13 protein-coding genes are annotated in these 14,009 nt (G+C 57.4%); 9 read left to right on the forward strand and 4 right to left on the reverse strand.

Annotation, left to right across the window (positions count from 1 at the left end; translation table 11 throughout):
- Nucleotides 1-594, reverse strand: coding sequence for a 7-carboxy-7-deazaguanine synthase QueE (locus HMPREF1121_RS05495; RefSeq protein ID WP_044115219.1), 594 nt, complete (start codon nucleotides 592-594; stop codon nucleotides 1-3).
- Between the two features lie 627 nt (nucleotides 595-1,221).
- Between HMPREF1121_RS05495 and HMPREF1121_RS05500 the strand changes: the two genes are divergently transcribed.
- From HMPREF1121_RS05500 to HMPREF1121_RS05535, 8 genes are all read left to right on the forward strand, one after another.
- Nucleotides 1,222-1,752 carry a hypothetical protein gene (locus HMPREF1121_RS05500; RefSeq protein WP_044115222.1) on the forward strand — a complete coding sequence of 177 codons (531 nt, stop codon included), beginning with the start codon at nucleotides 1,222-1,224 and terminating at the stop codon, nucleotides 1,750-1,752.
- Between the two features lie 228 nt (nucleotides 1,753-1,980).
- Nucleotides 1,981-2,511, forward strand: a complete 531-nt coding sequence (locus HMPREF1121_RS05505; protein WP_044115223.1) for a hypothetical protein — start codon at nucleotides 1,981-1,983, stop codon at nucleotides 2,509-2,511.
- A 195-nt stretch (nucleotides 2,512-2,706) separates the two neighbouring features.
- A complete protein-coding gene (gene rsmH / locus HMPREF1121_RS05510) occupies nucleotides 2,707-3,624 on the forward strand; it encodes a 16S rRNA (cytosine(1402)-N(4))-methyltransferase RsmH (RefSeq protein WP_044115225.1) in 918 nt (305 codons plus the stop codon).
- Nucleotides 3,625-3,651: 27 nt separating this feature from the next.
- Complete coding sequence (locus HMPREF1121_RS05515) at nucleotides 3,652-4,095, forward strand: FtsL-like putative cell division protein (protein WP_044115226.1); 444 nt, start codon at nucleotides 3,652-3,654, stop codon at nucleotides 4,093-4,095.
- A 40-nt stretch (nucleotides 4,096-4,135) separates the two neighbouring features.
- Entirely contained in the window at nucleotides 4,136-6,493 is a 2,358-nt protein-coding gene (locus HMPREF1121_RS05520) for a penicillin-binding protein (RefSeq protein ID WP_044115227.1), read from the forward strand.
- A 61-nt stretch (nucleotides 6,494-6,554) separates the two neighbouring features.
- Entirely contained in the window at nucleotides 6,555-8,024 is a 1,470-nt protein-coding gene (locus HMPREF1121_RS05525; protein WP_052353615.1) for a UDP-N-acetylmuramoyl-L-alanyl-D-glutamate--2,6-diaminopimelate ligase, read from the forward strand.
- 21 nt (nucleotides 8,025-8,045) lie between these two features.
- Nucleotides 8,046-9,314, forward strand: a complete 1,269-nt coding sequence (locus HMPREF1121_RS05530; protein WP_044115228.1) for a phospho-N-acetylmuramoyl-pentapeptide-transferase — start codon at nucleotides 8,046-8,048, stop codon at nucleotides 9,312-9,314.
- Between the two features lie 16 nt (nucleotides 9,315-9,330).
- Entirely contained in the window at nucleotides 9,331-9,930 is a 600-nt protein-coding gene (locus HMPREF1121_RS05535) for a DUF3109 family protein (RefSeq protein ID WP_044115229.1), read from the forward strand.
- A gap of 588 nt (nucleotides 9,931-10,518) precedes the next feature.
- Here HMPREF1121_RS05535 and HMPREF1121_RS05540 read toward each other — a convergent pair.
- Both HMPREF1121_RS05540 and HMPREF1121_RS05545 read right to left on the reverse strand, forming a co-directional pair.
- Nucleotides 10,519-11,157: an OmpH/Skp family outer membrane protein gene (locus tag HMPREF1121_RS05540; RefSeq protein ID WP_044115230.1), complete on the reverse strand. Its 639-nt coding sequence runs from the start codon at nucleotides 11,155-11,157 to the stop codon at nucleotides 10,519-10,521.
- 60 nt (nucleotides 11,158-11,217) lie between these two features.
- Nucleotides 11,218-11,433: a hypothetical protein gene (locus tag HMPREF1121_RS05545; RefSeq protein WP_044115231.1), complete on the reverse strand. Its 216-nt coding sequence runs from the start codon at nucleotides 11,431-11,433 to the stop codon at nucleotides 11,218-11,220.
- A 224-nt stretch (nucleotides 11,434-11,657) separates the two neighbouring features.
- On the opposite strand from HMPREF1121_RS05545, the gene HMPREF1121_RS05550 reads away from it, so the two are divergent.
- Nucleotides 11,658-13,115, forward strand: a complete 1,458-nt coding sequence (locus HMPREF1121_RS05550) for an aminoacyl-histidine dipeptidase (protein WP_009432290.1) — start codon at nucleotides 11,658-11,660, stop codon at nucleotides 13,113-13,115.
- A gap of 410 nt (nucleotides 13,116-13,525) precedes the next feature.
- On the opposite strand, the gene HMPREF1121_RS05555 is transcribed toward HMPREF1121_RS05550, so the two are convergent.
- Entirely contained in the window at nucleotides 13,526-13,990 is a 465-nt protein-coding gene (locus tag HMPREF1121_RS05555; RefSeq protein ID WP_044115232.1) for a hypothetical protein, read from the reverse strand.
- Between the last annotated feature and the right edge of the window lie 19 nt (nucleotides 13,991-14,009).

The raw sequence follows: 14,009 nt of genomic DNA on the forward strand, positions 1-14,009 counted from the left end.
CTAAGGGATGTGGATAAGCTTGTGCATTTGCAGGCTGAGCTGCCACTCGGGGTGCTCGAGGATGTGGGAGACACAGAGCTCAATGGCAGCCTTGTCGGCCTCGCTCTGCGTCTCGCCGACGAAGATCGGGCTTAGGAGGTAGGCGCCAGCGGGGGGCAGTTCGCTCACTGCAGGTGGGAGATCAGCGGGGCTTCCCACGGGGAAGCGGAATTCGCCCACGCCGTCGGGGAAGTTGCGGTGCAGGAGCTGCATCGCCTCTTTCTTCGGGCTGCAGGTGATGTAGTCCAGCCCAGCGGGTGGGCGTCGCGTGCCGTTGGTCTCGATGGACTGGTGGTAGCCGAGGGCCTTGAAGTAAGCCACCGTCTCCTCGGTGAGCTGGAGCGTGGGCTCACCACCCGTCCAGATGATACGGCGCCCAGGGTAGGGGGCGATGGCGTCGCGAAGCTCCTCGATGGTCATCTCGGTGCCCGAGTCAAACTCCGTGTCGCAGAAGCTGCAGCGGAGGTTGCATCGGCTCAGGCGGATGAATATCGAGGCCTTGCCCATGTGCACACCTTCGCCCTGCAGGCTGTAAAATATTTCGTTGATCAGCATGAATGTCGTGGGGATAATCTGGGTGCAAAGATACGACGACTCGCGTAGCTCCCCCGAGATGAGGCAAGGCATACCCCTCACTGACCCCTCGTCTTGCACAAGGATTTTCTTTATCCAGCGGAGGAGAAAGTGGTATTCTCGTGCGGGAAAAAGGCCCCTCCCGTAATCCTTTTCCTCTGTCCACGCACGTGATCTTAAAGACAACGTACGTAAATCCAAATGACCACGCACGTAGTCATTAGATCCACGTACGTAGACGGAACTTATCTACCATGCGTCGGCACCTTTTATTCGTGCTCATCGGAGGTCACTCCACTACTGCTCCCAGCTTTTCTCTCCGAAGAAGTGAGTCTCATAGAGGAAGGAGTGCAGGAGTGCTTTTTCGGGTATTTGACCCCATCCCCACTATTAGGTATTCTGCTTCTCTACATATAGTGGGGTATGTCATTAGCGTTTAGCTCCTTGAGAAGAGATGACTCGTTGAGTAGCTCGCCCCAGAGTAGTGTCCTGTGACATAAGCTCCTCCTCATTTTGTACTTTTGCTCCCTACCGAGAGCGCGCGGGGCGCTTGCCTCGCTTTCCCTACAGGAGCACATTCTCTAACCAATAAATAATTAACAAAGCAGTATGTATATCAAGCAATGGGCAGCAGCCCTTCTCCTCGGTGCTATCGTCCTCGGTACGGCTTCGTGCGCTAAGGACGAACCCAAGAAGCCTGAGACGAGCGTCGCTATCGAGGATCTCGCAGGTACGTGGAACCTCAGTGGGGTTACTTTCTCCCCCGAGACCGTCACCGTGGGTGGCACGGAGTACAAGGTCGCTGACCATATCTTCAAGGCCTTCATCTTCGGCGGGCTGAGCGTAGCTCCCTCTAAGGTCAAGATCGAAGGCGAAAAGGCTACCCTCATCTCTGTCGTTGACGGCATAGAGAAGACCTTCGACGTCACGGTGAAGGATGGTAAGCTCTCCTTCCATTCTTTCTCCTTCGGTAGTGTCGTCCGCGAAGGCAACCAGCTCAAGCTGGAGATCGCCGTCACTAATGACCTTCTGAAGCAGATGCCTCTGAGTCACTTTGCTAACGACGAAGTAAGTACTATCCTCAAGGCGATCGCTGAGCAGGGGAAGGATCTGAAGATCACCGCTACGGGTACGAAGTAGTCCGCTCCTCCCCGCCACATCGCACGATATAGCACGGCCACCGCTCCAGCTCCTGCTGGGGTGGTGGCCGTGTGCGATTATTTGATACCTTTATGGAGTGCTATAGCCTGAGGATATCCTCATGTCGGACTATCGGTATATTCGCTCACACCCCGAGCGCGTGCGGGATGCTTGCCTTACCCGCTCTTTAGGAACGCATGATTTTAACCTATCTAATGTATAAGTCGTATGAATATCAAGCAGTGGGCAGTAGCCCTTCTCTTCGGTAGTCTCGTCCTTGGTGCGGCTTCGTGCTCTAAGGACGACCCCAATGGACCTAAGTCGAGTGTCGCTATTAAGTACCTGGAGGGTTCGTGGGATCTTGGTAAGCCGACGATCTCCCCCGAGACCATCACCATCGAGGGCAAGGAGCATAAGGTGGCAGACCACATTTTCAAGACTTTCCTCTTTACTGGGCTGGGTTGGGAGCCTCGATTTATCCTGATCAAGGGCGAGACAGCTGAGCTTCGCGCCGTTGGCTATTGCGTTCAGAAGAGCATGAAGCTTGCTCTGAAGGAAGGTAAACTCTCCGTGCATAACCTCCCCATCGGGAGTGTCGTCCGTGAGGGTAGGCTACTCAAGTTGGAGATCTCCATCACAAATGCCCTCTTGAAGCAGATGCCCTCAGAGCACCTAACTCAGGGTGAGAGTGGCTTTATCCTCAAGGCACTTGCCGAGCAGGGGAAGGATCTGAAGATCACCGCTACGGGTACGAAGTAGTCCGCTCCTCCCCGCTACATCGCACGATATAGCACGGCCACCGCTCCAGCTCTCGCTGGGGGGGTGGCCGTGCTGCGCTTAGGAGAAGTGTTGCTATCCCGCCCGATGCCCGTGCTGTAAGTAAGAGTGGAGGGCGTGAAAAATTCATGAAGATTCTGCTCTATATTGAGTACCTTTGCAAGACATTATAGCCCAATGAGTATCGTACAAGCAGTAGACTATCACGTCCCCGTCATGCTCGAGGAGTGCCTCGAGGGGATGAACCTCCAGCCCACAGGCCATTATGTCGACGTCACCTTCGGTGGAGGGGGGCACTCACGTGCTATACTCGACCGCCTCTCCGACAGCGGGCATCTCTACTCCTTCGACCAAGATCCCGATGCTGCGGCACGAGCCGAGGAGACGGAGCGCTTCACGTTCGTCGCCTCGAACTTCCGCCATCTCGAGCGCTTCATGGACTACTATGAGGAGCTGGGGCAGGTGGATGCGCTCTTGGCTGACCTCGGTGTCTCCTCCCATCACTTCGATGATATGGAGCGTGGCTTTAGCTTCCGTGACGAGACGCCCCTGCTGGATATGCGTATGAATAACCGCGCAGGCCGCTCGGCGCGTGACCTTCTGAACGAGTATGACGAAGCCGCTCTTGCCGATATCCTCTACCGCTATGGTGAGCTGAAGCAGAGCCGCAAGATCGCCCAGCGTATCGTGCAGGCCCGAGCTACGGCACCTCTGCAGACCGTCGGGGATCTCATCGCCGTCGTCCGCCCCTTGGTGCGTCCCGACCAAGAGAAGAAGCAGCTCTCCTGCATCTTCCAGGCGCTACGTATCGAGGTCAATGGCGAGCTGACGGCTCTCGAAGAGCTCCTCGAAGCTACGAAGCGCGTCCTGCGCCCCGGTGGCCGTCTCGTGGTGATGACCTATCACTCCCTCGAGGATCGCATCGTCAAGAACTTCCTCCGTCAGGGCGATGACTCGGCTGATGCCCGTATCTACGGCTCTTCGGCTTCGGCTTGGCGTCTGGTGACGCGTAAGCCCATCACGCCTTCTGCCGAGGAGATCGCCCGCAACCCTCGTGCTCGCAGTGCTAAGCTGCGTATCGCTGAGCTTCTCTGATCCCTCCCAATACCTCTACCCTTACCGATGACTCCAGACGAATATATCCCCTCCGACGAGAGCCGCCACTACGAAGCGGATACCCCACATGAGCCCCACTATACCGATGCCCATGAGGGCGAAGAGGATCGCGAGCGCGGCCTCATTGAGTGGATCGAGAATGACCTGTGGGGCTTGCCCGGCCTTCGGAAGAATATTCGCTTCATCGCCTACTGTCTCTTCCTCGTGGGGGTGATGATCGCATGGCCCTATATCTATCAGGGCAGCTTGCGTGAGATCACTTCGCTGGAGAAGAAGCTGGAGGATATCCGCTACAAGGCACTCTTCACCTCGGCGGCACTCATCGAGTATGAGCGTATCAACAACATCACGACCAAGGTCGACCAGTATCAGCTCCAGCTCGTACCCGCTACCCAGCCCCCTTATCTCCTCGTCGACTCGGGCCAGTATCCTACGCCCAAGCCTCACTAACCCCACGTATATCCCCCCTTCCTACGACTGAGATTCGTCAATGAACCTGCGTACAATCACCGCTAAGCTCAAGGCCTTCGTCGCAGCGGCTAAGGCCCTCGCCCGTGGACTCTTCTTCAAGTCCCAGCGTGGTGTCGAGTGGCACCGCCTCACCCACGACCGCTATCCCTGGGTCGTGGCTTTTATCTCGCTGGCGATGGTCCTCGTGATGCTCCGCATTGTCTTCTTCATCCTCAGTCCCGACGGCAAGCGCTATGCGGAGATGGCCTCTAAGGTCAACCCCCCACGCTACAGCGCTGTCGAGCCTATGCGTGGCTCGATCTACGCCCGTGATGGGCGCCCTGTCGCTGTCACCTCCCCCGTCTATCGCCTCTTCTTTGACTTCGGACACGAAGCCCTCGAGCCGCTGCGTCAGCCCCTCCCTCCGAAGGATGGCGATAGCAAGCAGCAGGCCAAGCGCGAGCAGATCCTCAAGCTTCGTGCCGAGTATGAGGCCGGTCTGGATTCGCTGGCCGAGCTGATGTCCAATACCTTCGACCTCTCGGCACGCAAGCTCACTAAGGCCAGGCTCAAGGCACGCTGGAAGCAAGGCTTCGACACCAAGTCCCGCCACTGCGCGGTCTATCCTGCCGACGTGCCCTACGTCCAGTACCGCGCCTTCGAGCAGGCAGAGCCCTTCGTCATCCATAAGACGGGCCCCAATAGGTATAAGAAGCGCCTCTTCAGCAAGCTTATCTATACGGAGAATGAGAGCCGTCGTGTCTATCCCTTCGGTTCGCTGGCTTACCGCACTATCGGGCATATCTACGACCGTACCGATGGCGGGCTGACGAAGGCGCGCTTCGGTCTCGAGCTTCGCTACAACGATCTCCTCCGTGGGGAGCTCGGTGAGAAGCTCTCCTTCTACAACATGGGTCGCTACGAGCAGACCATCAGCAAGCCCCCCGTCGATGGGGCAAGCGTCTACACGACCCTCGACATGAATATCCAGAGCATCGTGGAGCGCAACCTCCGCGAGCAGCTCTCCTACCTCGAGGCGGAGAGCGGTACCGTCGTCCTGATGGAGGTCAAGACGGGTAAGGTCGTCTCGATCTCCAACCTCCAGCGCACCGCACCTGGCGTCTACCACGAGACGGTGAATATGGCCGTGTCGGATATGAGTGAGCCAGGCTCTACCTTCAAGGTTGCCTCGATGATGGTCGCCCTCGATGACGGGGTCGTCCATCCCAATGATACCATCGACGTAGGCAACGGCCTCTGGAAGTACGGCGGTAAGGTCATACGTGACCACAATGCCCACCACGGTGGCTATGGGCGTATCTCCGTAGCGCAGACCATCGTCAAGTCCAGTAATGTCGGTGTGGCGAAGATCATCACCCGTGCCTATGAGTCGCGCCCCGATGACTATGTGCAGAAGATCCGTAACCTAGGCTTCGGCGAAGACCTCAAGCTCGAGATCGATGGCTACGAGAAGGCCCGCATCCGCAAGCGCTCAGACAACCCCGACCGCTGGTACAATACCACCCTCGGCTGGATGTCCTACGGCTATGAGACGCAGGTGCCTCCTATCTATACGCTGGCCTTCTTCAATGCGATCGCTAATGGTGGTCGCTATATGCGCCCTTACTTCGTCTCCGAGATCCGCAGACAGGATCAGGTCATCAAGACCTTCGAGCCGACGGTCGTGCGTGAGCAGATCTGTAAGCCCGAGACGCTGACGGCGATCCAAGAGATGCTTCGCCGTGTCGTCACCGAGGGTACTGGGAAGAAGGCGCGCTCGCCCTTCGTCGCTATCAGCGGGAAGAGCGGTACGGCACAGCTCGCCTCGGGTCGTGGTGGCTACCGCGACTCCACGGGGCACGTACGCCACCAGGTATCCTTCTGCGCGTACTTCCCCTCCGAGGCGCCTAAGTACTCCTGTATCGCGGTCATCCGCAGACCCTCGAGCCAGTTCAGCGCTGGTGGGGGCGTGATGGCTGCTCCTATCATCCGTAAGATCGCCGAGAGCCTCTTGGCACTCGAGGATCCTATCCCTCTGGATTCGCTCCGTCGCTCATCCTCTCCCAAAGCGTATACGAAGGAGATCGCCGCAGGCCGCGCTTCGGCACTCCTCGCTGTGATGGCGCAGCTCGGTATGCCCACGCCTCGTATGCCGAAGGATGCTGGGCTCTTCATCGCTGTCGACACGACGCTGCATGCTCGCTCCCTGCCGGCTACGAATGGCCGTGTGCCTGCCGTCGTCGGTATGAGCGCTATGGATGCCGTCTACCTCCTGCGTAAGATGGGCTACAACCCTCGCCTGCGTGGTGCAGGCAACGTCGTCGGGCAGTCCATACCGGCAGGCTCGCCAGCCGCAGCCGGCACAGAGGTTGTCCTGGAGCTGGGCTTCGCCTCCTAAGGCGCGCGGCTCCTTCCTTCTCCCTTTCCCCTCATCGACGTATATCAATTCTATATATCCAATGACACTGAGCACCCTTCTCCAAGGCATTGCCTATACCTCACCCTCCGACCCCGCACTCATCGCGGGCTGTGAGATCACTCATATCACCGAAGACTCCCGTGCTGTGCAGCCCGGGACGCTCTTCGTCGCCCTACGTGGTGTCCATGCCGATGGGCATCGCTTCATCCCCGCCGCTATCGAGGCGGGTGCACGTGCCGTCCTCGTCGAGACGCTCCCCGAGGAGCAGCGTGCGGACGTCGCTTATATCGTCGTCGGCTCTACGGCCGAGGTGCTCGGGCTCACCAGCTCGGCACTCTACGGCCACCCCTCTCAGGCGATGCAAGTCGTCGGTGTCACGGGGACGAATGGCAAGACGACTATCGCCACGCTTCTCTTCCGCCTCTTCCGTGCGGCGGGCTATCGCTGTGGCCTCTTGAGCACGGTGTGCAACTACATCGAGGACGAAGCCGTCCCCGCTACGCACACCACGCCCTCGGCCCCCGAGCTGCAGGCGCTCCTCTCGCGTATGCAGGCAGCGGGCTGTACGCACGTCTTCATGGAGGTCAGCTCCCACGCTATGGCGCAGCATCGTGCCGCTGGGGTGCACTTCCGTGGCGGTATCTTCACGAACCTCACACGCGACCACCTCGACTATCACGGCACGGTACAGGAGTACCTCCGCGCTAAGAAGAGCTTCTTCGATGGGCTCGGCAAGGATGCCTTTGCGCTGACGAATGCCGATGATAAGAACGGCGCTGTGATGCTGCAGAATACCCGTGCGCATCAGTATAGCTATGCACTGCGTGCGGCAGCCGACTACCGTGCTGAGATCCTCGAGCTCTATCCCTACGGCACGCAGCTGCGTATCGCAGGTGTCGAGGTGCTGGTGCGACTCGTCGGCGAATTCAATGTCTACAACCTCCTCGCCGTATATGCGGCAGCGACCCTCCTCGGTATGTCGAAGGAAGAGGCTCTGCGCCGCCTGAGCGAGCTCACCGCTGTCGACGGGCGCTTCCAGAGCTTCATCTCCGAGAAACGTGGCTATATCGCTGTCGTCGACTATGCGCATACTCCCGATGCCCTCATCAATGTGCTGGAGACGCTCTCGAGTCTTCGCTCAAAGGGCTCGAAGATCATCTGCGTCGTCGGCTGTGGTGGTGACCGTGACCGCGGTAAGCGCCCGATCATGGCGCACGAGGCGGCAGTCCGTGCTGACCGCCTCATCCTCACCTCCGACAATCCCCGTAGCGAAGATCCCGTAGCGATCATCGAGGAGATGCGTGCTGGCCTGAGCCCCCAAGAGCTGAGCCGCACGCTCTCTATTACCGACCGTGCCGAGGCTATTCGCACGGCTACGATGTTGGCCTCTGCAGGCGACCTAATCCTCGTCGCAGGCAAGGGCCACGAGACTTATCAGGAGATCGCAGGTGTGCGTCATCACTTCGATGACCGCGAGATCATCCTCGAGCAGTTCGCTCACGAAGCTTAGTATTTCACTCTACACAAGATTATGATTTATCACCTTTTTGAGTACTTGACCCGTCAGGGTATTGCCTTACCTTTCTCACGTCTCTTCACCTACGTCTCTTTCCGTGTGGGCTTAGCGCTCATCGTGGCGCTCCTGATCAGCACGATCTGGGGGAGCAAGGTCATTGACTTCCTCCGCCGCAAGCAGATCGGCGAGCTGGTGCGTGACCTCGGTCTCGAAGGCGAGCAGACGAAGAAGGGCACCCCCACGATGGGGGGTATCATCATCATCATGGCGATCCTGGTGCCTACGCTCCTCTTTGCGCGACTGGACAATATCTACGTCATCCTGATGATCGTCACGACGCTCTTGATGGGGCTTCTGGGCTTTGCTGATGACTATATCAAGGTATTCAAGAAGGATAAGAACGGGCTCAAGGAGCACTACAAGATCATCGGGCAGGTCGTCCTCGGCCTCATCGTCGGTGTGACGCTCTACCTCAGCCCCTCGGTCGTCATCAAGCGTAATAGTGAGATCGTCCGTGAGGGCGGTGTGCGTGAGATTCGCTTCGAGACCACAGATACCAAGAGCCTCGAGACCTCTATCCCCTTCCTCAAGGCCAATAACCTCGATTACTCTGAGATCCTTCCCTTCTCTGATCCAGGGGTGAAGAAGATCGTCGGGGTGACCATCTTCATCATGATGACGGTCGTCGTCGTCATGCTCCTCTCCAATGGTGTGAACCTCACCGACGGCGTCGATGGCTTGGCCTCGGGTTCGTCGGCTATTGTCGGGGTGGTGCTGGGGGTCTTTGCCTACGTCTCCTCGCACCACGATATGGCGGGTTACCTGAATACGATGTTTATCCCAGGGGCAGAAGAGCTGGTTATCTTCGCCGCTACGCTCGTTGGGGCGACGGCAGGCTTCCTCTGGTACAACTCCTATCCCGCACAGGTCTTCATGGGCGACACGGGTAGTCTGGCACTCGGTGGTATCATCGGTGTCTTCGCTATCCTCATTCGTAAGGAGCTCCTCCTGCCTATCCTCTGCGGTATCTTCATCGCCGAATTTACCTCTTCCTTCATCCAGCGCTTCTACTTCAAGTACACCCGTATGCGTACGGGCAAGGGTGTGCGCGTCTTCAAGATGGCGCCCCTGCATCACCACTTCCAGCTCCCTGGCGGCGCGGCTACGGATAGTATCCTGAAGCGTCCTATCGCTAAGATCCCTGAGGCCAAGCTGACGATGCGCTTCTGGCTCATCGGTATCCTGCTGGCTGCGATGACTATCGTCACGCTGAAGATCCGATAATAGGAGGACCTGCCGAGTGATCCAAATAGAAGATAAGATCGTCAGTCAAGACCTCTTCGACGTACTCTTCGTCTGCGACTACGACACCTGCAAGGGGGAGTGCTGCGTCGAAGGCGATAGCGGTGCGCCGCTGGAGGAGGGCGAAGCGGAGCAGCTCCGCCAGTGCCTGCCCCATGTGCGTCACCTCCTCTCCCCTGCGGCCCTCAAGATCATCGAGGAGCAGGGCGTCAGCTACCTCGATGAAGACGGTGACGAGGTGACCTCTATCGTGAATGGGCGTGACTGCGTCTTCACCACCTACGACGAGCAGGGACGCTGTGCCTGCGCCCTCGAGAAGGTCTATGGCGAAGGGAAGACGGACTTCATCAAGCCCATCAGCTGTCAGCTCTATCCTGTGCGCTTGACGAAGTACCCCACCTTCACGGCGGTGAACTACCATAAGTGGTCGATCTGCAAGTGCGCGCTCAAGCTCGGGCGCAAGCTCCAGGTGCCCGTCTATCAGTTCCTGCGTGCGCCGCTCGTCCGCGCCTTTGGCGAGGAATTCTACACGCAGCTGGAGGAGGTCGCAGCCCTCTTGAAGGCTGAGCGCGAAGAGGCAGAAGTGAGCCAGAGCTAAGCCTCTACCTCACACCACCTCACACATACCAATACGCATCGCCCCGTGATCCGCTCTTCGGATCACGGGGCGATGTCTTTGTTTGAGGGGAGCGTGTGCGGGCATTCCTGTACAGCCTTTAGAGACTGTTGCCGAGAGTCCTACCCTCTATTTATTGTGCTAAGGCATCGCACGCCCAGCACCCTGATGTACCTCTCCGAAGTGATACGCAAGCCCTTCCCTATCACAAGTATTCCTCTTATCATGCAGAGGGAAATGTGTCCTTCTCGTGAAGAAAAAGCGCCTTCCCGTAGTAGAATTCGTCTATCTATGCACGTAGTCTTAAAGACCAGGCACGTAAATCCAAATATCCACGTACGTAGACATTAGAGCTACGTACGTAGCCCAAACTTATCTGTCACTCGTCCACAACTTTTATCCCTACGCAGAGCAACAACCTAATATAGGTCAGCTCATCGACCTATATAGGAATAGACAGCCATCCTATATAGCGTGGGGGAGTAGGTCCAAATAATAAGGGGGAGCAGCGTGATGCTGCTCCCCCTCTATGCGGTGTACCTTGGGGCGATGAAGCCCACAGGGTGGATACTACTTCTTAGCGGTAGAGTCCGTCTTAGCCTGGACGCCTTCGCCAGCGTTATAGTGCTCGTTGAGGTACTTGATGAAGTCCTCGGTGATGTCGAGCGCGTCTTCTGCGTAGAGGATGTTGTCGCCGACCTTGGTGAGGATGAGCTTGTAGCGGCCATCCTTGTTGTAGTCCTTGAGCTGCTCGCGGATCGACTTCATCATATCCTCGAGGAGGGACTGCTGCTTGAGGGCAAGCTTTTCGGATAGCTCAGCGCTGAGAGCCTGACCTTCCTGCTGCATGCGGATGAGCTTCTGCTGCTCAGCCTGCTGGGCTTCTGCAGAGACGAAAGCGTTGATGCGCATACGGCGCTCGAAGTCGGCTGCAGCCTTCTGGATGGCAGCGCTCTTGCCCTGAAGACGGGTCTGGTGAGCGGCAGCATCCTTCTCGAGAGCTTCCTTGATTTCCTGTGCGAACTTATACTGTGAGGTGACACTGTCCATATTCACAAGAGCAATGGGCAGGCCAGTAGCTTGTACTTCAACGGGAGTGGTGGGGGTAGACTTCTGCTCGGCCTTGTTCCCTCCACAGGAGGAGAGGCAGAGGGAGCTGGCGAGTGCGATGGCGAGTGTGCCGAGGCTTACGAAACCTTTCTTTGTCATAGGTAGATTATGATTTGTATATGGATATGCGGGGTGGATAGTGGGGGCTATAGAGGTGGCTTACCCCTCGTTAGCTGAGAGGCGCTCAGCCAGGGTCTTGTGGCGCTGGGCGTCCTTGTGCTGTGACGTGTGGCACGAAATACCACGCTGCTGCATAGCTCGGTTGCCCCCAACGTGGGTGCTGGGGAAGCGCCCGTTCTTCTTGAAGATCAACCCGATAGAGAGGAGGAAGACCACGAGCCCCATAGCGAGGAGTGAGATGAGGAATAGTGACATACTACTCTTTGTCTTTGCCTTTAGAGAGAATGAAAAGTATGACTGCACCTACGAAGAGGACTATCGAAAGGAGTGCCATGCTTGTTTTTTATCGTTATATTTGTTGGGAGCAAAGGTACAAGTTTTCGCTGATTAAGGCCTTAAGTGTACTACGAGGGGTACAGAAAAGTGCTGCTTGTCGCCCTGCCAACACATTTACCTATACGTAAACATCAAGTAAAGCAATGGAAATTACAGAGCTGAACCCCAAGATTGTCTGGAAGTACTTCCATGAGATCACACAAGTCCCCCGCCCCTCGAAGAAGGAAGAGAAGATCATCGCTTACCTCGAGAAGTTCGCTAAGGACCACGGTATCGAGTACAAGAAGGATAAGGTGGGCAACATCGTCATGTGCAAGCCTGCTACCCCTGGCTACGAAGACCGTGTCAAGCTCATCCTGCAGAGTCACGTCGACATGGTATGCGAGAAGAACGCTGGTACCGTGCACGACTTCGACAACGACCCCATCCGTACCATCATCGATGGCGAATGGCTCCATGCTGACGGCACCACCCTCGGTGCTGACAACGGGATCGGCTGTGCTGCACAGCTCGCCGTCCTTGCCTCGGACGACATCGAACACGGGCCTATCGAAGCCCTCTTCACCATCGACGAAGAGACCGGTATGACCGGTGCCTTCGCCCTCCAGCCTGGCTTCCTCACCGGTAAGATCCTCATCAACCTCGACAGCGAGGACGAAGGTGAGCTCTTCATCGGATGCGCCGGTGGTAAGGGTATCGTCGCTACCTTCAAGCCCGAGTACAAGGCTGCCCCTCAGGATCTCGTATGGCTCCGTGCCTCGGTCTCTGGTCTCAAGGGAGGTCACTCTGGTGGTGAGATCCATGTCGGCCTCGGCAACGCTAATAAGCTCCTCACGCGCTACCTCTACGCTCTCGAGAAGAACCTCGACTGGTGCCTCGCTGAGATCGGTGGCGGTAACCTCCACAACGCTATCCCCCGCGAAGCTCACGCGCTCATCGGTGTCAAGCCCGCTGACAAGGCTAAGGCTGAGGAACTCCTCCGCGAGCTCGATGCTGCTGTACGCAATGAGCTCAAGGCCGTCGACCCCAAGGTCCGCCTCGATATCGAGGACGCTGCTGCTCCAGCACAGGTCATCGACTGCAAGACGAAGTCCGCTCTCGTACGTGCGCTCTACGCTTGCCCTCACGGCGTACTCGGTATGAGCCACGAGCTGGAAAATCTGGTAGAGACGTCGAATAACCTCGCTTCTATCAAGCAGCGTGACGGCGTCATCCTCGTCGAAACCAGCCAGCGTAGCTCCACGACGAGCCTGCGCGACAGCGCTTCGGAGATGGTAGCCTCTGTCTTCGAGCTCGCCGGTGCTGATGTCAAGGTCACCGACTCTTACCCAGGCTGGAAGCCCAACCCAGACTCTGCTATCCTGAAGGCTTCGGCTGATGCTTATCGCAAGCTCTTCGGCAAGGAAGCAGCTGTTAAGGCTATCCACGCAGGTCTCGAGTGCGGTCTGATCCTCGATGTCTATCCCGACCTCGATATGGTATCCTTCGGTCCTACGCTCCGTGACGTACACTCACCCGCTGAGCGTATCGAGATCAAGACGGTAGACCTCTGGTGGCGTCACCTCCTGCAGGTCCTCAAGGAAATCCCTGCAGCTAAGTAGTCGTCTCTGACACTAAGCCCAATCAAGCAGGCTCCCCCTGTGCGAAGCTTTCGTACAGGGGGAGCTTTTGTTTTTGTATATGGTGAAGTCACTCCCTCTCGAAGCGTAGAGCATAAGGGCGTAGAGAAGGGGAGTGCGAACCACTACTACTTCGAGGTGTGAACCAGTAGTGGTCGGAGTGTGAACCAGTAGTGGTCGGAATGCAGACCAGTAGTAGTTCGAGTGCAGACCAGTAGTGGTTCGATTGCAAATGACTACTGGTCTGTACTGCGGATCACTATTGCCCCACGATTCTCAAGTCACTGCCTCGCCTCACGACGCTTTAGCGATAGCCCACCTATCTGCATAAAAGTAGCGCCCCACTTCCCGCAGAGGGAGGTGGGGCGCTATCGTATAGAGGAGGACTGATGCTATGCCTTGCGGTGGAAGATATATCCCTTCAACGGTTGGGGGGAGAAGGATGGTGTCTTGCTCTCTGGGTCGATGGTGACTGATGCCGTGGTGAAGTTGGCTACGAGCTTAGTCGAGCTGATTTCCGCGCGGAAGTCCTTCAAGAGGATCGCTTCGCCGAAGGGTGTGGTACGGATGATGTCGGTGATGTAGAGCGTCTGCCCCTCGAGGCGATAGGAGGTCGTGTAGCTCATCGTGCGAGGGCTCCCTGAGGGGGTGAGGGTGAAGCGCACTTCGCTGTCACTGACGAAGTCGAGGAGCATCGTCCCCGTCCCCTCAGTCCATAGAGAGCCGGCGAGGCCGCTGGACTTGGGCTCCTGAGGACTACCCTTGCTACAGCTCTGTAGGCCACAGACGAGGATGAGTAAGAGTAAAAGGAGTGGGGTGAGATACCACTGACGCTTAGGGAAGGAGTAGCGTATCATAGGAGATAAGCGATAGATG

Source organism: Porphyromonas sp. KLE 1280 (assembly GCF_000700805.1).
Taxonomy (GTDB): domain Bacteria; phylum Bacteroidota; class Bacteroidia; order Bacteroidales; family Porphyromonadaceae; genus Porphyromonas; species Porphyromonas pasteri.